Here is a 22,724-nt window from a genome sequence, read left to right on the forward strand (position 1 = left end):
CTATATGGACAAATCAAAGGCCGAGGACTATGCCTTTTGCGCCTTCTTATGTCAATGGATTTGTGCAAATAAGCGTCGTTTTAGTAACAACACTCGATTACGTAATTGATGGCGCAGGATTCTACCAGCAACGCGTCGTTGAATACAGTATTTCGCAGCAAAAATCTTCAGATCCTTGCTAAGCGACTGGCCACATACGGATTAACCCGCTTCAGAAGCAGGAAAGGCACGTATACGGGTTAACCTCAACGCCATTCAAGGGTATAATCCGCCGATTTCCACCGGTTTGAGTCAGCCATGAAGTTTATCCGCGGTATTTATAATCTGAAAGAGCAGCATCGCGGCTGCGTCCTGACCATTGGTAATTTCGACGGCGTACATCGCGGCCACCAGGCTTTGATGGCGCAACTGATTACCGAAGGACGACAACGCAATCTGCCGGTGGTGGTGATGCTGTTCGAGCCACAACCGCTTGAATTGTTCGCTGGCGATAAAGCCCCGGCGCGCCTCACGCGTTTACGTGAAAAACTGAAATACCTCGAACAAGCGGGCGTCGATGCGGTGCTCTGCGTGCGTTTCGATCGCCGCTTTGCTGCGCATTCAGCGCAGAGTTTTATCTCTGAGCTGTTGGTCGATAAGCTGAACGTTAAATTCCTCGCGGTCGGCGATGATTTCCGCTTTGGCGCTGGTCGCCAGGGGGATTTCCTGTTATTACAGAAAGCCGGTGCGGAGTATGGCTTTGAGGTCATCAGCACCCAGACTTTTTGTGATAGCGGCAAGCGTATCAGCAGCACAGGTGTTCGTCAGGCGCTAGCGCAGGATGATTTTGCGCAAGCTGAAGCGCTGCTGGGCCATCCATTCAGCATCTCAGGCCGCGTAGTGCACGGTGATGCACTTGGGCGCACCATCGGTTTTCCTACGGCTAACCTTCCTTTACGGCGTACCGTTACGCCGGTGAAAGGCGTGTTCGCGGTTGAAGTTTTAGGCCTCGGCGAACAGCCGCTGCCGGGCGTGGCAAATATTGGTACACGTCCAACGGTGAAAGGTTTACGTCAGCAGCTTGAAGTTCATCTGCTTGACACACATATGAATCTTTATGGGCGTCACATTGAAGTGGTGCTGAAACAGAAGATTCGCGATGAACAGCGTTTCGCTTCGCTGGACGCGTTGAAAGAACAAATTGCGAAAGATGTGGTGACGGCCCGCCAATTCTTTGGGCTAAAAACACCGGTTTAATGACCGAAATACGGAATCGAGAATCTGATGAGTGACTATAAATCTACCCTGAATTTGCCGGAAACGGGGTTCCCGATGCGTGGCGATCTGGCCAAGCGTGAACCGGGAATGCTGCAACGTTGGTATGATGACAACCTGTACGGCATCATCCGCGAAGCCAAAAAAGGGAAAAAAACCTTTATTTTGCATGATGGCCCTCCTTATGCGAACGGCAGCATTCATATTGGTCACTCAGTTAACAAGATTCTGAAAGACATTATCGTTAAGTCGAAAGGCATGGCGGGCTATGACTCGCCGTACGTTCCTGGTTGGGACTGCCATGGCTTGCCGATTGAACACAAAGTTGAGCAGATGATCGGTAAGCCGGGCGAGAAAGTGAGCGCGGCTGAATTCCGTGCAGCTTGCCGTCAATATGCGGCTGAGCAGGTAGAAGGTCAGAAAAATGACTTCATCCGTCTCGGCGTATTAGGCGACTGGGATCGTCCTTACCTGACGATGAATTTCCAGACTGAAGCCAACATCATCCGCGCGCTGGGTAAAATCATCGGCAACGGACATCTGCACAAAGGCGCCAAGCCGGTGCACTGGTGCATGGATTGCCGTTCTGCGTTGGCTGAAGCGGAAGTCGAGTACTACGACAAAACCTCGCCATCCATCGACGTGATGTTCAATGCCGTTGATGCTGACGCAGTGCGCGCGAAGTTTGGCGTGACGGCTTCAGAAGGCCCGGTTTCTCTGGTTATCTGGACCACCACGCCGTGGACTATGCCGGCCAACCGCGGTATCTCGCTGCATCCGGAATTTGAATACCAGCTGCTGCAGATTGAAGGCCGCAGTCTGATCCTCGCTAAAGAGATGGTCGAAAGCGTGATGAAGCGCGCCGGCATCAGCGACTGGACAGTGCTGGGCGAATGCAACGGCGCGGCACTTGAGCTGCAACTGTTCCAGCATCCGTTCCTTGAGCAGATCCAATCCAAAGTAGTTCTGGGTGAACACGTAACCCTGGAAGCCGGTACCGGTGCGGTACACACTGCACCTGGTCACGGCCCGGATGACTATGTGATCGGACAGAAATATGGCCTGGAAACCGCCAATCCGGTTGGTCCGGACGGCGCTTATCTGCCAGGCACGTATCCTACGCTGGATGGCGTGAACGTCTTTAAAGCCAACGACATGATCGTTGAGCTGCTGAAAGAGAAGGGCGCGCTGCTGCACGTTGAGAAACTGCTGCACAGCTATCCGCACTGCTGGCGTCACAAAACGCCGATCATCTTCCGCGCTACGCCGCAATGGTTCATCAGCATGGATCAGAAAGGCCTGCGTGCGCAGTCGCTGAAAGAGATTAAAGGCGTGCAGTGGATTCCGGATTGGGGCCAGGCGCGTATCGAAGCGATGGTGGCCAACCGTCCAGACTGGTGTATCTCACGTCAGCGTACGTGGGGCGTGCCGATGGCGCTGTTCGTGCATAAAAAGAGCGAGCAGCTGCACCCAGATACCCTGGAGCTGATGGAAAAAGTCGCCAAACGGGTTGAGCAGGACGGCATCCAGGCATGGTGGGATCTCGATCCACGCGATCTCATGGGCGACGACGCTGATCACTACATGAAAGTGCCAGATACCTTAGACGTCTGGTTTGACTCCGGATCGACCAGCTACTCGGTGGTGGATGCGCGTCCAGAGTTTGGTGGCCACACGCCAGATATGTATCTGGAAGGGTCGGATCAGCATCGCGGCTGGTTCATGTCTTCCCTGATGATTTCCACGGCAATGAAAGGCAAAGCGCCTTATCGTCAGGTACTAACGCACGGCTTTACCGTTGACGGTCAGGGCCGCAAGATGTCGAAATCCATCGGCAACACCGTGGCACCGCAGGACGTCATGGATAAGCTGGGGGCGGACATTCTGCGTCTGTGGGTTGCCTCAACCGATTACTCTGGTGAGATGGCGGTATCCGACGAAATCCTCAAGCGTGCCGCAGATAGCTATCGTCGTATCCGTAATACCGCGCGTTTCCTGCTGGCTAACCTCGCTGGCTTCAATCCGGCGACCGACTGCGTGAAGCCGGAAGAAATGGTCGTGGTAGATCGCTGGGCGGTCGGCCGTGCGCTGGCAGCGCAGCAGGATATCGTGCAGTCCTACGAGAACTATGATTTCCATGAAGTGGTGCAGCGCCTGATGCACTTCTGCTCCATCGAAATGGGCTCGTTCTATCTCGATGTGATCAAAGATCGTCAGTACACCGCGAAAGGCGATAGCCTGGCGCGTCGCAGCTGCCAAACCGCGCTGTGGCACATTGTGGAAGCGCTGGTGCGCTGGATGGCACCCATCATGTCCTTCACCGCCGATGAAATCTGGGGTTATCTGCCGGGCGATCGCGTGAAATACGTGTTCACCGAAGAGTGGTATCAAGGCCTGTTTGGTTTAGCGGATAACGAAGCGCTGAACGACGCCTACTGGGATGATCTGCTGAAAGTGCGTGGCGAAGTGAACAAGGTTATTGAACAGGCACGTAGCGATAAACGCATCGGTGGTGCGCTGGAAGCCACGGTCACGCTTTACGCGGATGCCGAGCTGGCAGCCAAGCTGCAGGCGCTGGGCGATGAGCTGCGCTTTGTGCTGCTAACCTCAGGCGCAACCGTAGCGGATTACGCCACAGCCAGCGATGAAGCGCAGCAGAGCGAGTTGTTAAAAGGTCTGAAAATCGCGCTGCACAAAGCTGAAGGCGAGAAATGTCCGCGCTGCTGGCATTACACTACCGATGTAGGCCAGAATCCCGAGCACGCTGCAGTATGCGGTCGTTGCTATACCAACGTTGCCGGTAATGGCGAACAGCGGAAATTTGCCTGATGAGTAAAGCGCTTTGTTCAACCGGTTTGCGCTGGCTGTGGCTGGTGCTGGTGGTGATTGCCATCGATTTTGGTAGCAAGATGTGGGTCATCAACAACATGATGCTGCATGAAACGCAGCCACTAATGCCGTTCCTGAATCTGTTCTACGCGCACAACTACGGCGCGGCGTTCAGCTTCCTGGCGGATAAAGGCGGCTGGCAGCGCTGGTTCTTTGCCGGTATCGCCATTGCTATCGTGGTGGCGCTGTTGGTGATGATGTATCGCAACCGCGCCGCTAACAAGTTAACCAATATCGCCTACGCGCTGATTATCGGCGGGGCGTTAGGCAACCTGTTTGACCGTTCATATCACGGCTTTGTGGTCGATTTTATCGACTTCTATGTCGGTGACTGGCACTTCGCAACCTTTAATATCGCCGATTGCGCCATCTGCATCGGGGCGGCGCTGGTGGTGATAGAAGGTTTTCTCAGCCCGAACGGCAAACCGGCTAAGGAATAAAAGATGACAGACTTAGTTCAGCGCGATAGCGCGTTGCTGGTGCATTTTACATTGAAGCTGGAAGATGGCTCGACAGCTGAATCCACGCGCGCCAACGGCAAACCTGCGCTGTTCCGTCTGGGTGATGGCAGCTTATCGGCCGCGCTGGAACAGCATCTCATCGGGCGTAAAGTGGGTGATAAGCACGCCTTTACACTGGAACCGGAAGATGCGTTTGGCGGCACCAGTCCTGACCTGGTTCAGTACTTCTCGCGTCGTGACTTCAACGATGCGGGCGAACCGGAAGTGGGCGCCATCATGCTGTTTAGCGGTCGAGGCGGCAGCGAAATGCCGGGTGTGATCCGTGAAGTTTCTGGCGACTCGATCACCGTGGATTTTAACCATCCGCTGGCGGGTCAACGCATTCAGTTCGACATTGAAGTGCTGGAGATTGATCCGGTGCTGGAGGCCAACGATGCAAATCCTGTTAGCTAACCCACGCGGTTTCTGCGCAGGCGTTGATCGCGCCATCAGCATCGTTGAGCGCGCGCTGGAGATGTACGGCGCGCCCATCTACGTGCGTCACGAAGTAGTACATAACCGCTACGTGGTGAGCAGCCTGCGCGAGCGCGGTGCAATCTTCATTGAAGAGATCGCTGAAGTGCCGGACAACGCGATTCTGATCTTCTCCGCGCACGGTGTATCACAAGCCGTTCGCGCTGAAGCCAAAGCACGTAACCTTACCATGCTGTTTGATGCCACCTGTCCGCTGGTGACTAAAGTGCATATGGAAGTGGCGCGCGCCAGCCGTAAAGGTGTTGAAGCCATTCTTATTGGTCATGCGGGTCATCCTGAAGTGGAAGGGACCATGGGCCAATACAGCAATCCGAACGGCGGCATGTATTTGGTGGAATCTCCGGAAGACGTCTTCAAGTTGAATGTGAAAGATGAGAGCAACCTGTGCTTTATGACGCAGACCACGCTTTCCGTTGATGATACCTCGGACGTGATTGATGCCTTGCGTCAGCGCTTCCCGGCGATTATCGGCCCACGTAAAGATGACATCTGCTACGCCACTACCAATCGTCAGGAAGCGGTGCGCGTGCTGGCGCGTGATGCCGAAGTGGTGTTGGTGGTGGGTTCGAAAAACTCCTCTAACTCCAACCGGCTGGCGGAACTGGCGCAGCGTGCCGGCAAGCTGGCGAAGTTGATCGACTCAGCGGATGACATCCAGGAAGAGTGGGTTAAAGATAAGCAGGTCATCGGCGTTACGGCGGGGGCATCAGCGCCGGACATTCTGGTGCAGCAGGTGATTCAACGTTTGCGCGAGCTTGGTGGTGAAGCCGCCATTGAGCTGATTGGTCGCGAAGAGAACATTGTGTTTGAAGTACCGAAAGAACTGCGCGTCGACGTGCGCAACGTGCAGTAAGCGGTTCACGCCGCAGTAGAAATCAGGCCGACATTGTTCGGCCTTTTCTTTGTCTGTCGCCACGGAAAATCCCACTTCCAACATGCGGGATTGCTTTTACTGATAATGTTCCGCGGCTGGCATAAAATTCTTATTATCCCTTTATTATTGTGGCGTGACGGTTATCGGACCGTTAACCTGTTTACGCTTTATATGCATAGATTTGTATCAGGAATGAATAATTATGAGTGAAATCCGCATTGCTATCGTTGGTGCGCCGGGTCGCATGGGACGCAATTTGATTCAGGCCGTTCAGCAGGCGGAAGGTGTCGCACTCGGTGCGGCATTGGCACGTAGCGGTTCATCGCTGCTGGGTGTAGATGCCGGTGAACTGGCGGGCATTGGTAAAACCGGCGTGATTGTCACCGACGATCTGCGACAAGTGGTCAACGACTTCGATGTGCTGATCGATTTCACCCGTCCGGAAGGCACGCTGGAGTATCTGACGTTTTGCCGCCAGCATAAAAAGGCGATGGTGATCGGTACCACCGGTTTTGATGAAGCCGGTAAAGCCGCGATTAGCGCGGCGGCAGAAGAGATTGGCATTGTGTTTGCCGCCAACTTCAGCGTCGGCGTTAACCTGGTGCTGAACCTGCTGCAGCAAGCGGCAAAAGTGATGGGCGACTATGCGGATATTGAAATCATCGAAGCGCACCATCGTCATAAAGTTGATGCACCCTCAGGAACCGCGCTGGCGATGGGCGAAGCGATTGCCGATGCTATGAACTGGAATCTGGATGAGCACGCGGTCTATGCCCGTGAAGGCCATACCGGCGAGCGTAAAGCGCAAACCATCGGTTTTGCTACGGTGCGCGCGGGCGATATCGTCGGTGAGCATACTGCGATGTTTGCAGATATTGGCGAGCGCGTAGAGATTACCCACAAGGCTTCCAGCCGTATGACCTTCGCAAATGGCGCAGTTAAGGCGGCAAGCTGGCTTAAGAGTAAGAAATCTGGCCTTTATGATATGCGTGATGTGCTGGATTTATCGATGTTGTGAGTGTTGTGAACCATCGTGATGTGGTTATTTCAATCGGTAAGACCTTGATTGACGAGGGCAATGTGATCATTGCCCTTTATTTTATGTGAAAAAGGACATCTTGAGTCATTATCTCTATGAGTTTGTTGTTTTGGATTGTTTTAGCATAATTATCAGGCTTAAAAAGGTCATTTTTGACCATTTGGTCAAAAATTTATGCGAGTTAGCACCGCTTTGTAATCATTGCCGTCAGGCAACCGATTATTTTTCCGAGTTATCTCACTCTTTTATCGTCTTTCGCCATTTTTAACATTCAGGTGCCCGAAATATACAAAAAAATAACCTCATGGTGTAGACAAGGCGCAGGCCGATCATTAGAATGCGCGCAATTTGCCAAAATTCGAGTACTCAGGCGGGTTTTGCATTGATTCTGGCACTGCTTTTGAATTAATATGCAAATATTGTGACTGTTTATTCCCTGGAGGATGTTTTGATTAAGTCAGCGCTCTTGGTTCTGGAAGACGGAACCCAATTCCACGGTCGGGCCATCGGGGCTACGGGGTCGGCAGTGGGAGAAGTTGTTTTCAACACTTCAATGACCGGTTATCAAGAAATCCTCACTGATCCTTCCTATTCCCGCCAAATCGTTACCCTCACTTATCCCCATATCGGCAATGTTGGCGTTAACGCCGCTGATGAAGAATCCAGCCAAATTCATGCACAAGGCCTCGTTATTCGCGATCTGCCGCTGATTACCAGCAACTTCCGCAGTGAAGAAAGCCTGTCAGCTTATCTGCAGCGCAATAACATCGTCGGCATCGCCGATATTGATACGCGCAAACTGACCCGTTTGCTGCGTGAGAAAGGTGCACAGAGCGGCTGCATTATTGCGGGCGATAATCCGGATGCCGCACTGGCGCTGCAGAAAGCGCAGGCGTTCCCGGGCCTGAAAGGGATGGATCTGGCGAAAGAAGTCACCACCGCAGAAACTTACGCGTGGCAGCAGGGCAGCTGGACGCTGGAAGGCGACCTGCCGGAGCAAAAAAGCGCTGAAGCGCTGCCGTTCCATGTGGTGGCGTACGATTACGGCGCTAAGCGCAACATCCTGCGCATGCTGGTGGATCGCGGCTGCCGCCTGACGGTGGTACCGGCACAAACTTCGGCGGAAGACGTGTTGGCACTTAATCCAGACGGTATTTTCCTGTCGAACGGTCCTGGCGATCCTGAGCCGTGCGACTACGCCATTAAGGCCATTCAGGCGTTCCTGAAAACGGACATTCCCGTATTTGGTATCTGCCTCGGCCACCAGCTGTTAGCGCTGGCGAGCGGTGCCAAAACCGTCAAGATGAAACTCGGCCACCACGGCGGGAACCATCCGGTGAAAGATCTCGATAACAATACCGTGATGATTACCGCGCAGAACCACGGTTTTGCGGTTGATGACAGCCAGTTGCCAGCGAATCTGCGCGTGACGCATGTGTCGCTGTTCGACCAAACCGTGCAGGGTATTCACCGCACCGACAAACCGGCCTTCAGCTTCCAGGGACACCCGGAAGCGAGCCCAGGCCCGCACGACGCGGCGCCGCTGTTCGATCACTTTATCGAACTGATCGAAGCTTTCCGTTCTAACGCGAAGTAATCAGGAGCCATTGATGCCAAAACGTACAGACATAAAATCCATCCTGATCCTTGGCGCTGGCCCGATCGTCATCGGCCAGGCATGCGAATTTGACTACTCCGGTGCGCAGGCGTGTAAAGCGCTGCGCGAAGAGGGTTACCGCGTCATTCTGGTGAACTCGAACCCGGCCACTATCATGACCGACCCGGAAATGGCCGATGCCACCTACATCGAGCCGATTCACTGGGAAGTGGTACGCAAAATTATCGAAAAAGAGCGCCCGGATGCAGTGTTGCCAACCATGGGCGGCCAGACAGCGCTGAACTGTGCGCTGGAGCTGGAGCGTCAGGGCGTGCTGGCGGAGTTCGGCGTGACCATGATTGGTGCCACCGCCGATGCGATTGACAAAGCCGAAGATCGCCGCCGTTTTGACGTGGCGATGAAAAGCATTGGTCTCGGCACGGCGCGTTCCGGTATTGCGCACAATATGGAAGAAGCGCTGGCGGTGGCCGAAGACGTTGGCTTCCCGTGTATCATCCGTCCTTCCTTTACCATGGGCGGCACCGGCGGCGGTATCGCCTATAACCGCGAAGAGTTCGAAGAGATTTGCGAACGCGGTCTGGATCTGTCGCCAACCAATGAGCTGCTGATTGATGAGTCGCTGATTGGCTGGAAAGAGTACGAGATGGAAGTAGTGCGTGATAAAAACGACAACTGCATCATCGTCTGCTCAATCGAAAACTTCGATGCGATGGGCATTCACACCGGCGACTCCATCACCGTGGCACCAGCGCAAACCCTGACCGACAAAGAGTATCAAATCATGCGTAACGCCTCGCTGGCGGTACTGCGTGAAATCGGTGTAGAAACCGGCGGTTCTAACGTGCAGTTCTCGGTGAACCCGAAAGATGGCCGTATGATCGTCATCGAAATGAACCCGCGCGTGTCGCGCTCTTCGGCGCTGGCCTCGAAAGCTACCGGCTTCCCGATTGCAAAAGTGGCCGCAAAGCTGGCGGTAGGCTTTACCCTCGATGAGCTGATGAACGACATCACCGGCGGCTTAACGCCGGCATCGTTCGAACCGTCAATCGACTACGTCGTGACCAAGATTCCTCGCTTCAACTTCGAGAAGTTTGCCGGTGCCAACGATCGTCTGACGACGCAGATGAAATCGGTGGGTGAAGTGATGGCGATTGGCCGTACTTTCCAGGAATCGATGCAGAAAGCGCTGCGTGGTCTCGAAGTCGGCGCCAACGGTTTTGACCCAAAAGTCAGCCTGGACGATCCCGAGGCCTTAACGCGCATCCGCCGTGAACTGAAAGACGCCGGTTCTGACCGTATCTGGTACATCGCCGATGCCTTCCGCGCCGGCATGTCAGTGGATGGCGTATTCAATCTCACCAACATCGACCGCTGGTTCCTGGTACAGATTGAAGAGCTGGTGCGTCTGGAAGAGCGAGTTGAGCGCGAAGGCGTGAACTCGCTGAATGCTGAGTTCCTGCGAGCTCTGAAGCGTAAAGGCTTTGCCGATGTGCGCCTGGCTGCGCTGGCGGGCGTTTCAGAAGGTGAAATCCGCAAGCTGCGTCAGCAATTTAACCTGCATCCGGTCTACAAGCGCGTTGATACCTGCGCCGCTGAATTCGCCACCGATACTGCGTATATGTACTCCACCTACGAGGAAGAGTGCGAAGCCAATCCAAACCAGGATCGTGAAAAAATCATGATTCTGGGCGGCGGTCCAAACCGTATCGGTCAGGGCATCGAGTTCGATTACTGCTGTGTGCATGCCGCGCTGGCACTGCGTGAAGACGGGTACGAAACCATCATGGTTAACTGTAACCCGGAAACCGTATCGACCGATTACGATACCTCAGACCGCCTGTACTTCGAACCCGTTACCCTCGAAGACGTGCTGGAAATCGTGCGCATTGAGCAGCCAAAAGGCGTGATCGTGCAGTACGGTGGCCAGACGCCGCTGAAACTGGCGCGCGCGCTCGAAGCGGCTGGCGTACCGGTGATTGGTACCAGCCCGGATGCGATTGACCGTGCAGAAGACCGTGAGCGTTTCCAGCAGGCGGTTGATCGCCTGAGCCTGAAGCAACCAGCGAACGCCACCGTGGCTACGCTGGAGCAGGCGGTAGAAAAAGCCGCCGGCATCGGCTATCCGCTGGTGGTGCGTCCTTCTTATGTGCTGGGCGGCCGCGCGATGGAAATCGTTTACGATGAAATCGACCTGAAGCGCTACTTCCAGACCGCGGTTTCCGTCTCTAATGATGCGCCAGTACTGCTGGATCGCTTCCTCGACGATGCGGTTGAAGTGGATGTCGATGCGATTTGCGACGGCGAGCGCGTGCTGATTGGCGGCATTATGGAGCACATCGAGCAGGCGGGCGTGCACTCTGGTGACTCTGCGTGTTCACTGCCGGCCTACACGCTGAGCACGGAAATCCAGAACGTCATGCGTCAGCAGGTCGAGAAACTGGCCTTTGAGCTGAATGTACGCGGCTTGATGAACGTGCAGTTTGCGGTGAAGGACAACGAGGTTTACCTGATTGAGGTTAACCCGCGTGCCGCACGTACCGTACCGTTCGTGTCGAAAGCCACCGGCGTGGCGCTAGCCAAAGTGGCGGCGCGCGTAATGGCAGGCAAAACGCTGGCGGAGCAGGGCGTCACCAAAGAAGTGATTCCACCGTATTACTCGGTGAAAGAAGTGGTGCTGCCGTTCAACAAGTTCCCAGGCGTTGACCCGATTCTTGGCCCGGAAATGCGCTCTACCGGTGAAGTGATGGGCGTGGGTCGTACCTTCGCGGAAGCCTTTGCGAAAGCGATGCTAGGCGCGCAGAGCAACATGAAGAAAACCGGTCGTGCACTGTTGTCGGTGCGTGAAGGCGATAAGAAACGGATCGTCGACCTGGCGGCGAAGCTGCAGAAGTTTGGTTTCGAGCTGGATGCGACACACGGTACCGCAGTGGTGCTGGGCGAAGCGGGTATTAATCCTCGTCTGGTGAACAAGGTGCACGAAGGTCGTCCACACATTCAGGATCGTCTGAAGAATGGCGAATATGCCTATATCGTGAACACCACGGCGGGACGTCAGGCAATTGAAGACTCCAAGCTGATTCGTCGCAGCGCGCTGCAATATAAAGTGCATTACGACACCACGCTGAACGGCGGTTTTGCGACGGCGATGGCGTTGAATGCCGATCCGACTGAGCAAGTTATCTCAGTGCAGGAAATGCACGCGCAAATTAAAGGCTAAGCAGACATTGCGGTATGAAAACGGCTCCTGTGGGGGCCGTTTTTTTTGCCTTTAGTGACCAGGCAAATATCGTTATCTGTAAAAATCATATTAATTTGACATAGTATTTATCAGTTGATGCGGAAAATGTTACATCCAGGAATATCCGCACAAAATTATAAATAACAACCTAGTAAGCGCACCGTACTATTTCGCTCGCTCATCAATAGAGCGCTCACCTTTACTGGGAATAAAAAATGAAAATGCGTGCTTTCACTCTCAGCGCTATTGCTGCATTACTCGCAGCGGCGCCACTTGCTAGCCAGGCGGAAATTACTCTGCTGAAGCAGGATCCACAGGCAGGCGATCCGCTTAGCCGTCTTGACTTCAAAGTGGGCGGCAGTATTCGTCCACAGTTCCAGCATCAGAACGGGGTTAACGACCAATCATACAAACGCAATGGTTATGATGGTGGTTCACGTTTCCGTTTTACCGCTAACTACTACCTGTTTGATGACGTGAGTTGGGTAGGTTATTACGAGCTGGGTGTTAACTTCCCTGCATGGTGGGGATGGGATAATCATCATGCTGATGGTGCTAACAATACCACGCGTCGCCAGCTCTATACCGGCTTCAAGAGCGCCTCTTTGGGTGAACTCTACTTTGGTCAGCAGAACAGCGTTTATTACGATGTAGTAGGCGCGAAAACCGATATCTGGGACTACGATATGCTGGCCCAGGCGCCGGGCAACGGCATCAATGGTGACTACGACGGTTCTTATCGTTCACGCAAAATGCTGAAGTACAAAAACACCTTCGGTGATGCGGATGTGTACGCGGCATATCTGTTTGAAGATGATGATTTCCTGCCGGGAAATGGCCTGCGCTACAAGCGTAAAGGCGGTGGCTCGTTGGGTGTTAACTACCACATCACTAAAGATCTGGCATGGGGCACCGCGTGGAACTACACCCGTGCTGATATCCATAATCCAGGCAACGGCGACAGCAAGCGCTACGACCAGAATATCTACGGTACCGCACTGAGCTGGACGCCGGATAACTGGACGCTGTCAGCCGGCGCCGGTTGGTATGAGAACTTCTCGCCTACCAAACGCAATACCGTCAACAACTACTTCGCCGATGACGCGTGGGGCGTTGAATACTTCGCGGGTTACAAATTCCCGATTGGTCAGTACGCGGTGAAATCCATCCAGCCTTACTTCATGGGTGACCGTCTGGAGTTCGTCAATGGACGTGATTACAAACGTATCGACAATGGGGTTGGCGTGAGCGCACAGCTCGACTATGGCTTCCGTGTTGATTACGAATATGTCATCACATCTAGCACCGACAAATCACTGGGTAACGTAAACCTCGTGCGTCTGCGCTACGATTTCTAATTTGTCTTAACGGCTCCCGCGGGAGCCGTTTTCTTTTATCGCACAGAGTGCGCTTTTCTTTACACTGCGCTACCCATGATCTGCCCTGATGTGCTGAGTTGTGCCGTCTCACCAGCAATTTCTGGCGCCTCTCCCCGCTATTGCTGGAAAAGTCGGTGCAAAACTCTGTCCAATAACAAAAGTGCGGTGGCATCGGAGCTTTACTCAAATAGCGGGGTCGGCCTATCGACGAAAGTTTCGCCTTTACGTATGATGGCGCCAATTTTTTCCTGTAGGTCTTTTAACATGATTAGTCTGATCGCGGCGCTGGCTGCGGATCGCATTATCGGTATGGAAAACGCCATGCCCTGGAACCTGCCTGCTGATTTGGCGTGGTTTAAGCGTAATACCTTGAATAAGCCGGTGATTATGGGCCGTCTGACCTTTGAATCTATCGGTCGTCCGCTGCCTGGGCGTCTGAACATTGTGGTCAGCAGCCAGCCAGGCAACCATGAAGGCGTTACCTGGGTAACGTCGCTGGAAGAAGCAGTGAAAGCCGCAGGTGATGTTGACGAGATGATGGTGATTGGCGGTGGACGCGTTTACGAGCAGATGCTGGCGCGCGCAGATCGTCTGTATCTGACGCATATCGACGCGGAAGTAGAAGGGGATACGCAGTTCCCGGATTACGAGCCGGATGAGTGGCAATCTACCTTCAGCGAATTCCACGATGCCGATGAGCAGAACTCACACAGCTACTGCTTCGAGATTCTGGATCGCCGTTGATTACATTTGTTATTCGTAGGGTCGCCATTCATGACGACCTTTTTATTTATGGCGTATCGCTTAACGGTGGGTGTGCGCTGACCGCACTTTCCGCCATCGCCTGCTCGCGATTGGAGGCTTGCACGTAATAGTGTTTGCTTTCCCAATGCAGCAGCGTCAGTGTTCCGCCCCAGCAGCAACCGGTATCCAGACCAATTACCTGCTCCGGCGTGCCTTTCCCCTCCAGTGACGCCCAATGACCAAATATCTGCGTGTAGTGACTGTCGATCTTGCTCGGCACCATAAACCACGGCTTCAGCGGCGGTGGTGCAGATTCCGGGGATTCCTTGCAAATCATGTCCAGCTGACCATTTGGGAAGCAGAAGCGCATGCGCGTCAGCGCATTGGTGCTAAACCGCAGGCGTGCCAGCCCGCTAAGCTCCGGCGTCCAGTTATTAGGCATGTCGCCGTACATGGCGTCGAGAAACAGCGGATAGCTGTCGCTGGAAAGCACCGCTTCTACTTCGCGCGCGCACATTTGCGCCGTGTCCAGATCCCACTGCGGCGTAATGCCGGCATGAGCCATCAACAGTTTCTTCTCTTCATCCACCTGCAACAGCGGCTGACGGCGTAACCAGTTGATCAGTTCATCGGCATCATCGGCTTCCAGCAGCGGCGTCAGGCGATCCTTCGGCTTATTACGGCTGATTCCCGCATACACAGCGAGCAGATGCAGATCGTGATTGCCCAGCACTAAGCGTACGCAATCTCCCAGCGATTTCACGTAGCGCAGCACCTCAAGCGAGCCGGGGCCGCGCGCCACCAGATCGCCGGTAAGCCATAGAGTGTCGTGCTGCGGATCAAAATCTACCTGCGCCAATAGCGCACGAAGCTCGTCATAACAGCCATGAATATCGCCAATCAGGTATGTACTCATTGTCAGTCCGATGAAAACGCGCCGCCCGGACTGGCCGGGCGGGGGAGGATTAATGAATGTGGGTTTGCACCGCAAGTCGGAACACCGGGATCTCGACGTGGAACTCTTCTCCCGCGTCATCGATCATCACATAGTGGCCCTGCATGGTGCCCATCGGCGTTTCCAGAACTGCGCCGCTGGTATACTGATATTCGCCGCCGGCAGCAATGTGCGGCTGTTCGCCGACCACGCCTTCACCTTGCACTTCAGTCTCGCGACCGTTGCCATTAGTGATGAGCCAATAGCGGCTGCGCAGCTGTACGCTGCTGCGCCCTAAATTGCGGATGGTGATGGTGTAGGCAAACACGTAGCGATCCTCGTCGGGCAAGGATTGCGACTCCACATACTGACTATGTACATGGACACAGACGCGGGCCAATTCACTCATGCACTCAATTCTCCGGAGTTTCTGCCTGATGATTGCTCAACCAGTTTGCCAGTTGGCAATATTGCGCCACAGAAACGTTTTCTGCTCGCAGCGAGGCATCGATGTCCAATTGATCCAGCGCACCAGCCGCAAACATATGAGCGAGGCTGTTGCGCAGCGTTTTACGGCGTTTACCAAAGGCTTCAGTGGTAATGCGGCTCAGCAGACGAATATCGCTGACCGGATACTGCGGCTGCATATAAGGCACTAAACGCACCACGGCCGAATCCACTTTCGGTGCCGGCGTGAATGACTCAGGCGGCACTTCAAGCACAGGAATGACCTGGCAGTAATACTGCGCCATCACACTTAAACGCCCATAAGCTTTGCTGCCCGGTCCGGCGACTAAGCGATTCACCACTTCTTTCTGCAACATAAAGTGCATGTCTTTAATCGAACCAGTATAGCTGAAAAGGTGGAACATCAGCGGCGTCGAGATGTTGTACGGCAGGTTGCCAAACACGCGTAGCGGCTGACCTTTCTCCTGCGCCAGCGCGGAGAAATCAAAGGTCATGGCATCCTGCTGGAAAATGGTCAGCTTTGGACCGAGGAACGGATGCGTTTGCAGACGCGCGGCAAGGTCGCGGTCCAGTTCGACAACGGTCAGCTCATCCAGACGCTCACCTACCGGCTCGGTTAACGCACCAAGGCCGGGGCCAATTTCCACCACCGCTTCACCTTTTTGTGGGTGAATGGCGGAGACAATGCTGTCGATAATGTACTGATCGTTCAGGAAGTTTTGCCCGAAACGTTTACGGGCATAATGCCCCTGATGGACGCGATTATTCATTACTGCTCTTGATCATAGTGATGGCGAGATTAAGCGCCGTGATAAAGCTGCCCGGATCTGCCTGGCCAAGGCCGGCTAATTCAAGCGCGGTGCCGTGATCGACAGAAGTCCGGATAAAGGGCAGGCCAAGGGTGATATTCACCGCACGACCAAACCCCTGAAATTTTAGCACCGGTAAGCCCTGGTCGTGATACATCGCCAGCACTGCGTCGGCATGTTGCAGATATTTCGGCTGGAACAACGTATCCGCGGGCAGTGGTCCGGTGAGTTGGATGCCTTGCTGACGCAGCTCGTTGAGTGCCGGAATAATAGTATCAATCTCTTCGCGGCCCATATGGCCGCTTTCGCCTGCATGCGGATTAAGGCCACAGACGAAGATATGGGGATTCGGCAAACCAAACTTTTGCTGCAGATCGCGATGCAAAATGGCGATCACTTCATGCAGGCTTTCGCGGGTAATCGCAGCGGAAACATCTTTCAGCGGCAGATGGGTGGTGGCCAGCGCAACGCGCAGCTCTTCCGTTGCCAGCATCATCACCACCAAATCGCCGCCAGCGCGATCGGCAAAGAACTCGGTATGGCCGGTAAACGGAATGCCGGCATCATTGATAACGCCTTTATGCACAGGGCCGGTAATCAACGCGGCGAACTCACCGTTGAGGCAGCCGTCACAGGCGCGTGCCAGCGTTGCCAGCACATAGTGACTGTTCGCGACACAGAGTTCGCCAGCCGTGACCGGCTGAGCAATATCCACTTGCAGCAGCGTTAGGGTGCCCGCCTGCTGCGGTTGTGCTGCGACGCCAGGCTGATAATCGCGTAGCGTCAGCGGTAAACCCAGTAAAGCAGCGCGACGGCGCAGAAGCTCGCCGTCGCCGCAGACTACCAACTCAACTGGCCAGTTTTGCTGCGCCAGTTGAACGGTGAGGTCGGGACCAATCCCGGCAGGTTCGCCGGGGGTGATCGCTACACGATAATTACTGACCATTGTTATCCAGGATCTTCACGTAAGCACCGGCGCGTTGTTCCTGCATCCAGGTTTGCGCTTCTTCCGCAAATTTACGGTTGAACAGCATGCGATACGCGCGCTCTTTTTGCGCTGCGTCGGTCTTATCAACCTGACGCGTATCCAGCAGCTGAATCAAGTGCCAGCCAAATGAGGAGTGAACCGGTTGGCTAACCTGGCCTTTCTGCAGTTTCAGCAATGCATCACGGAACGCTGGATCGTAAATTTCCGGGGATGCCCAGCCGAGATCGCCGCCCTGGTTTGCTGAGCCCGGATCGTCAGAGAACTGTTTAGCCGCAGCAGCGAAGGTGGTTTTGCCACTTTTAATATCGGCTGCAATCTGTTCGATCTTGGCTTGTGCCTGCGCATCAGTCAGGATCGGTGACGGCTTCAGCAGAATGTGGCGCGCGTGGACTTCGGTCACGGAGATGTTTTTGCTTTCGCCACGCAGATCGTTCACTTTCAGGATGTGGAAGCCCACGCCTGAACGAATTGGACCGACAATATCGCCTTTCTTCGCCGTGCTCAGCGCCTGCGAGAACAGCGTTGGCAGCTCTTCAATCTTGCCCCAACCCATGTTGCCGCCTTTCAGCGCCTGCGGATCGGCAGAGTAGGTCACTGCCAGTTTGCCAAAGTCGGCGCCGCCTTTCAGTTGACCGACCAGCTGGCGAGCCAGCGTTTCTTGATCGTCAACCTGCTGTTGCGTTGGATTTTCTGGCAGCGGCAACAGAATCTGGCTGATATTCAGTTCGGTACCCTGCGTGTTCTGTGCGCCAACCTGAGCGGCCAGCGTGTCGACTTCCTGCGGCAGGATAGTGACGCGGCGACGCACTTCGTTATTACGCACTTCAGCGATCGTCATCTCTTTGCGAATCTGCGCACGGTACACGTTATAGTCCATGCCATCGTACGCCAGACGGCTGCGCAGCTGATCGAGACTCATGCGGTTCTGCGCGGCGATGTTCTGAATAGCCTCATCCAGTTGCTGATCGGTAATCTGAACGCCCGCTCTTTCACCCATCTGCAGAATGATGGCATCCATGACCTGGCGTTCCAGGATTTGATGACGCAATGTTTTGTCATCAGGGAGCTGCTGTTTTGCCTGCTGCGCCTGTGATTTCACGGTGCGCATCATATCATCAACGTCACTTTCCAGTACCACGCCGTTATTCACGACAGCGGCAACTTTATCAACCACTTGTGGGGCTGCGAACGCAGTGTTGGCGGTAATCGCCACACCAAGAATCAGCATTCTCCAGTTCTTCATACTTTATCCATTGTTGTTTCCGCACTGCGGGATAGCCTGTCAAACATCACAACATCAGAAAGCGCGCTGGTAAGGGATGATGCCCTGACGCAGCATTTCATTGGTGCCTAAGCCATAGTTGGAACTCAGACCACGCAGCTCAATGTTGAATGAGATTTGGTTGTCATACTTACTGTCGTTGTTTTCCCAACCGTTGATCTTGCGTTCGTAACCCAGACGGATGGCGTAGCAGCACGAGCTGTACTGCAGGCCGACCAGCTGCTCAGCCGGACGACTGTTGCGGGTATCGTAGTAATAACCGCCAACCAGTGACCAGGCATCGGCAATGGGCCAGCTGGCGGTGGCACCCACCTGCGAAATCCCGTTTTTGTAAATCGGATCCGTCACCAGGTTTGAGTTATTCAGCGCCTGCGCTACGTATTCCGGGCTGCTGTAGCGGTAGCTCAGCTGTACCATGCGATCGGCATCCTGACGATACTCAACCACGGCGTTGCCCTGTGCCACGTTATCGAGGCGCGTGTCATATTGCAGTCCACCACGCGCGCCCCAGCGATCGCTGATTTTCCAGTAAGTGTCGCCGGCCCAGACCAGGCTGCCGGTGTCATCTTCTTTGTTCGTCTGGTTTACGCCGGTACGAGACGGGGTAAACGAGTAGATTTGACCCACAGAAACGTTAAAACGTTCAACCAGATCGTTATCATAAATACGCGTGGTAACACCAGAAGCCACTTCGTTAGCGGAAGCGATGCGATCCAGGCCGCTGTAGGTACGATCGCGGAACAAACCGGTGTAATCAGTTTGCAGTAGGGTTGAGTCGTAAGGGTAGATATTGCTCTGGTTACGATAAGGAACGTAAAGGTACTGCACACGCGGTTCCAGCGTCTGCGTATAGCCAGGTTCCCAATCCATATCGCGGTCAAACACTAAGCGACCATCGATTTTGAACTGCGGCAGAGTACGGTTAACCGAATCATCCAAACGACCGCTTGAACCGCCGACGTTCGCAATTTCACCGTTGTTATAGGCGTTGATATTTTCTTGTTGGTAATGGGTTGCCAGGAATTTCGCTTCGGTATCCAGGCTTGCCCAGCCGTTTGACAGTGGCAGATCCAGCGTTGGTTCGAGGTGCAAACGCGTCGCTTCCGGCATGCGGCTGTTTACGTTGGTAAATTTCACCGCTTGCGCATAGACGTGGCCATCAAACGGTCCTATATCGTTCTGATAGAAATTCAGATCGAGCTGAGGCTGAGCGCGATAGACATTGCTGTTGCTGGTGTTACCAAAGACCTGGAAGTCTTTACTCGATAGGGTGGCATCCCAGTTGGTGTCCGCATAGCCAAAACTGAACTTCTGCGTGGCGTAACCGTCGGTGGAGCTGTAGTACTTCGAGTCGAGATCGTTGAAGTAATACGGATCGCTCACTTTGGTGTAGTCAGCATTGAAACGCCAGTGCTGATCGTAAACGCCTGCATGACGCCAGAAGAATAACCAGCGATCGGAGCTGTCATTCTGTGCGATTCCGCGCACGGCTTTGTCGTTATCGTACTGCTTATCTGACTGGAGATAATCCAGCTCCATCAGACCCGCACCAAACACCGTCAGATAGCGGAATTCGTTCTGCAATTGCAGACCGCGTTTTTCCATATAATGCGGCGTAATGGTGGCATCGGCCTGTGGCGCGATATTCCAGTAATACGGCAGCATGAATTCGAAGCCGTTATTGCTACCGTACTTCGCATTCGGGATCAGGAAGCCAGAACGACGACGATCGCCAATCGGCAACTGCAAATAGGGGCTGTAAAACACCGGCACATTGCCGAGTTTAAAGCGGGCGTTCCAGATCTCCGCGACTTCTTCTTCGCGGTCCTGAATCACTTCGGAACCCACCACGCTCCAACTGTTGGAACCCGGCAAGCAGGAGGTAAAGCTGCCGTTTTCCAGAATGGTATAGCGATTATTACCGCGCAGTTTCATCTGATCGGCATCGCCGCGGCCCTGGCGGCCAACCATCTGATAATCACCGTTCCACACATTGGTGTCTTTGGTGTTCAGATTTGACCAGGCTTTCGGACCTTTGAGGATGACCTGATTGTCGTCATAGTGCACATTACCCAGCGCATCCACGGTGCGAACCGGCGTGGTTTGGCCATCCTGCGGACGTTGATGCAGCTGCACCTCGTCGGAACGCAGGCGGCTATTGCCCTGTTGCACATCGACGTTGCCAGTGAACACCGCGTCATTCGGATAATTGCCTTTGGCTGAATCAGAATTGATGGTGACCGGCAGCGAATTGGTATCGCCATTAACCAGCGGGCGGTTGTAGCTCGGCACGCCCAGCATGCACTGCGACATCAGATCGTCGGCAAGTGATGACTGGCTATAAAGCGCTGCACCAATCATGGTAGCCAGCAGGGTAGGTATACGTTTTTTCATACGCGGTTTCGATAATTCCATGAAAACTGGCATCATGCCGACAATCCGGTCAGAGACTAACTTACTGCCCGGCGTTGCGCCAGTGTTAATCCTTGTCTGTCCGCGTTGCCGTTAGGCGCTGAGATAAATGACAGGTATGATAATGCAATTTTCAGCCGCAAGCATGGCGAATTGAGGAGTTTATGCGCTACTGGGGAAAAGTAATCGGTCTGGCTATCGGGATATTTTCCGGTGCAGGCTTTTGGGGCATTGTACTGGGTCTGATCATTGGTCACATGTTTGACAAAGTACGCAGCGTGAAGGGACAGGGTTATTTTGCCAATAACCAGGCGCGTCAGACGCTGTTTTTCAGTACCACTTTCCAGGTGATGGGCCATTTGACCAAGTCAAAAGGGCGCGTGACCGAAGCAGATATCCAGATTGCTTCCTTATTTATGGATCGTATGCAGCTGCACGGTGATGCACGTACCGCCGCACAGCGGGCTTTTCGTGAAGGCAAACAGAGCGACTATCCATTGCGTAGTAAACTACGCGAGCTGCGCAGCGCCTGCTTTGGTCGTTTCGATCTGATTCGGATGTTTCTGGAAATCCAGATTCAGGCGGCGTTCGCCGATGGTTCACTGCATCCCAACGAGCGGCAGGTGCTGTATGTCATCGCCGAAGAGTTGGGCATTTCACGAGCACAGTTTGATCAGTTCCTGCGTATGATGGAAGGCGGCCAGCAGTTTGGTGGCGGCGGTTCTTACTCCGGCGGGGCCTATCAACAGTCGCAACGTGGGCCTACGTTAGAAGATGCCTGCAGCGTGCTGGGCGTGAAAAGCAGCGATGATGGCACCACCATCAAGCGCGCGTACCGCAAGCTGATGAGCGAGCATCATCCCGACAAGCTGGTGGCGAAAGGCTTGCCGCCGGAAATGATGGAGATGGCGAAACAGAAAGCGCAGGAAATTCAGGCGGCTTACGATTTGATTCGTAAGGAGAAGGGGTTTAAGTAAGGTTGTTTTTCCCTCACCCCGGCCCTCTCCCGCAAGCGGTAGAGGGGGCTGATCGAGCAAATTTTGAGGTTGAGTGACTCACTTTAACATCGCACAAAACGGTTCCCTCGCCCGCTTGCGGGAGAGGGCTAGGGTGAGGGACGAAACTAAAAATCTGCCGGCTGTCTAAACGTCATACTGTTACCAAACGCCGGATGGGTAATCGACAGCGACTCGGCATGCAGTTGCAAACGTGGTGCCATCGCCAACGCTTCCTCATGCGCATAAAAGCGGTCGCCAAGAATCGGATGCCCCAGCGCCAGCAAATGCACACGTAGCTGGTGGGAACGCCCGGTAATGGGCTTCAGCTGTACGCGCGCACTGTTGGTGGTTTCATACTCCAGCACCTGATATTCGGTCTGCGCTGCTTTGCCGTTCTCGAAACACACCATCTGCTTCGGTCGATTTGGCCAGTCGCAAATCAGCGGCAGATCGATTAAGCCTTTCTCGGCGGCCGGATGGCCCCAAACGCGCGCCACATAATACTTAGAGGGCTCACGCTCACGGAACTGGCGCTTGAGTTCACGCTCAGCGGCTTTATTCAGGGCCACGACAATCACGCCGCTGGTCGCCATATCAAGACGATGCACCGATTCCGCCTGCGGGAAATCACGCTGGATGCGCGTCATCACGCTATCCTTGTGCTCCTCCAGGCGGCCCGGCACCGACAGCAACCCGCTCGGTTTATTCACCACCATAATGTGCTCGTCCTGATACAGAATATGCAGCCAGGGTTCGAGCGGCGGGTTGTACGCTTCCATCAGCATGATGTCGTGGTCCTGAAC

18 protein-coding genes are annotated in these 22,724 nt (G+C 54.3%); 11 read left to right on the plus strand and 7 right to left on the minus strand.

What is annotated here, in order from left to right:
* Positions 1 to 297: 297 nt before the first annotated feature.
* The 10 genes from ribF (at position 298) to folA (ending at position 14,030) form a co-directional block, all read left to right on the plus strand.
* Entirely contained in the window at positions 298 to 1,236 is a 939-nt protein-coding gene (gene ribF / locus AC07WB_RS03140) for a bifunctional riboflavin kinase/FAD synthetase (protein WP_494940023.1), read from the plus strand.
* Positions 1,237 to 1,263: 27 nt separating this feature from the next.
* A complete protein-coding gene (ileS, locus tag AC07WB_RS03145) occupies positions 1,264 to 4,083 on the plus strand; it encodes an isoleucine--tRNA ligase (RefSeq protein WP_494940024.1) in 2,820 nt (939 codons plus the stop codon).
* Complete coding sequence (gene lspA / locus AC07WB_RS03150) at positions 4,083 to 4,583, plus strand: signal peptidase II (RefSeq protein WP_494940025.1); 501 nt, start codon at positions 4,083 to 4,085, stop codon at positions 4,581 to 4,583. Before ileS ends, lspA begins: the two co-directional genes overlap by 1 nt.
* A gap of 3 nt (positions 4,584 to 4,586) precedes the next feature.
* The gene (fkpB, locus tag AC07WB_RS03155) at positions 4,587 to 5,057 is read left to right on the plus strand and encodes an FKBP-type peptidyl-prolyl cis-trans isomerase (protein ID WP_097094972.1); all 471 of its coding nucleotides are present in this window, start codon (positions 4,587 to 4,589) and stop codon (positions 5,055 to 5,057) included.
* Entirely contained in the window at positions 5,038 to 5,991 is a 954-nt protein-coding gene (gene ispH / locus AC07WB_RS03160) for a 4-hydroxy-3-methylbut-2-enyl diphosphate reductase (protein ID WP_064737614.1), read from the plus strand. Before fkpB ends, ispH begins: the two co-directional genes overlap by 20 nt.
* Before the next feature lie 223 nt (positions 5,992 to 6,214).
* Complete coding sequence (dapB, locus tag AC07WB_RS03165) at positions 6,215 to 7,030, plus strand: 4-hydroxy-tetrahydrodipicolinate reductase (protein ID WP_494940026.1); 816 nt, start codon at positions 6,215 to 6,217, stop codon at positions 7,028 to 7,030.
* Between the two features lie 469 nt (positions 7,031 to 7,499).
* Positions 7,500 to 8,648: a glutamine-hydrolyzing carbamoyl-phosphate synthase small subunit gene (carA, locus tag AC07WB_RS03170; protein WP_494940027.1), complete on the plus strand. Its 1,149-nt coding sequence runs from the start codon at positions 7,500 to 7,502 to the stop codon at positions 8,646 to 8,648.
* Positions 8,649 to 8,661: 13 nt separating this feature from the next.
* The gene (gene carB, locus AC07WB_RS03175; RefSeq protein WP_400458005.1) at positions 8,662 to 11,886 is read left to right on the plus strand and encodes a carbamoyl-phosphate synthase large subunit; all 3,225 of its coding nucleotides are present in this window, start codon (positions 8,662 to 8,664) and stop codon (positions 11,884 to 11,886) included.
* A 236-nt stretch (positions 11,887 to 12,122) separates the two neighbouring features.
* Positions 12,123 to 13,265: a porin gene (locus AC07WB_RS03180; protein ID WP_097094968.1), complete on the plus strand. Its 1,143-nt coding sequence runs from the start codon at positions 12,123 to 12,125 to the stop codon at positions 13,263 to 13,265.
* Between the two features lie 285 nt (positions 13,266 to 13,550).
* Positions 13,551 to 14,030 (plus strand): type 3 dihydrofolate reductase, encoded by a 480-nt coding sequence (gene folA, locus AC07WB_RS03185; RefSeq protein WP_097094967.1) that lies wholly within the window; start codon positions 13,551 to 13,553, stop codon positions 14,028 to 14,030.
* A 46-nt stretch (positions 14,031 to 14,076) separates the two neighbouring features.
* On the opposite strand, the gene apaH is transcribed toward folA, so the two are convergent.
* From apaH to lptD, 6 genes are read right to left on the minus strand one after another with little or no spacing between them, the layout of a single operon-like run.
* Positions 14,077 to 14,946 carry a bis(5'-nucleosyl)-tetraphosphatase (symmetrical) ApaH gene (gene apaH, locus AC07WB_RS03190; protein WP_494940028.1) on the minus strand — a complete coding sequence of 290 codons (870 nt, stop codon included), beginning with the start codon at positions 14,944 to 14,946 and terminating at the stop codon, positions 14,077 to 14,079.
* A gap of 49 nt (positions 14,947 to 14,995) precedes the next feature.
* Positions 14,996 to 15,373 carry a Co2+/Mg2+ efflux facilitator ApaG/CorD gene (apaG, locus tag AC07WB_RS03195; protein ID WP_097094965.1) on the minus strand — a complete coding sequence of 126 codons (378 nt, stop codon included), beginning with the start codon at positions 15,371 to 15,373 and terminating at the stop codon, positions 14,996 to 14,998.
* Positions 15,374 to 15,377: 4 nt separating this feature from the next.
* Positions 15,378 to 16,202: a 16S rRNA (adenine(1518)-N(6)/adenine(1519)-N(6))-dimethyltransferase RsmA gene (rsmA, locus tag AC07WB_RS03200; protein WP_097094964.1), complete on the minus strand. Its 825-nt coding sequence runs from the start codon at positions 16,200 to 16,202 to the stop codon at positions 15,378 to 15,380.
* The gene (gene pdxA / locus AC07WB_RS03205) at positions 16,195 to 17,187 is read right to left on the minus strand and encodes a 4-hydroxythreonine-4-phosphate dehydrogenase PdxA (RefSeq protein WP_097094963.1); all 993 of its coding nucleotides are present in this window, start codon (positions 17,185 to 17,187) and stop codon (positions 16,195 to 16,197) included. Before pdxA ends, rsmA begins: the two co-directional genes overlap by 8 nt.
* Positions 17,177 to 18,472, minus strand: coding sequence for a peptidylprolyl isomerase SurA (gene surA, locus AC07WB_RS03210; RefSeq protein WP_097094962.1), 1,296 nt, complete (start codon positions 18,470 to 18,472; stop codon positions 17,177 to 17,179). The genes pdxA and surA overlap by 11 nt, the downstream gene beginning before the upstream one ends.
* Positions 18,473 to 18,526: 54 nt before the next feature.
* A complete protein-coding gene (gene lptD / locus AC07WB_RS03215; RefSeq protein ID WP_494940029.1) occupies positions 18,527 to 20,905 on the minus strand; it encodes an LPS assembly protein LptD in 2,379 nt (792 codons plus the stop codon).
* A gap of 182 nt (positions 20,906 to 21,087) precedes the next feature.
* Between lptD and djlA the strand changes: the two genes are divergently transcribed.
* Positions 21,088 to 21,900, plus strand: a complete 813-nt coding sequence (gene djlA, locus AC07WB_RS03220) for a co-chaperone DjlA (protein ID WP_097094961.1) — start codon at positions 21,088 to 21,090, stop codon at positions 21,898 to 21,900.
* Between the two features lie 146 nt (positions 21,901 to 22,046).
* Here djlA and rluA read toward each other — a convergent pair whose 3' ends face one another.
* The gene (gene rluA, locus AC07WB_RS03225; RefSeq protein ID WP_097094960.1) at positions 22,047 to 22,706 is read right to left on the minus strand and encodes a bifunctional tRNA pseudouridine(32) synthase/23S rRNA pseudouridine(746) synthase RluA; all 660 of its coding nucleotides are present in this window, start codon (positions 22,704 to 22,706) and stop codon (positions 22,047 to 22,049) included.
* Between the last annotated feature and the right edge of the window lie 18 nt (positions 22,707 to 22,724).

Source organism: Pantoea sp. GW821-FHT03E06 (assembly GCF_059420725.1).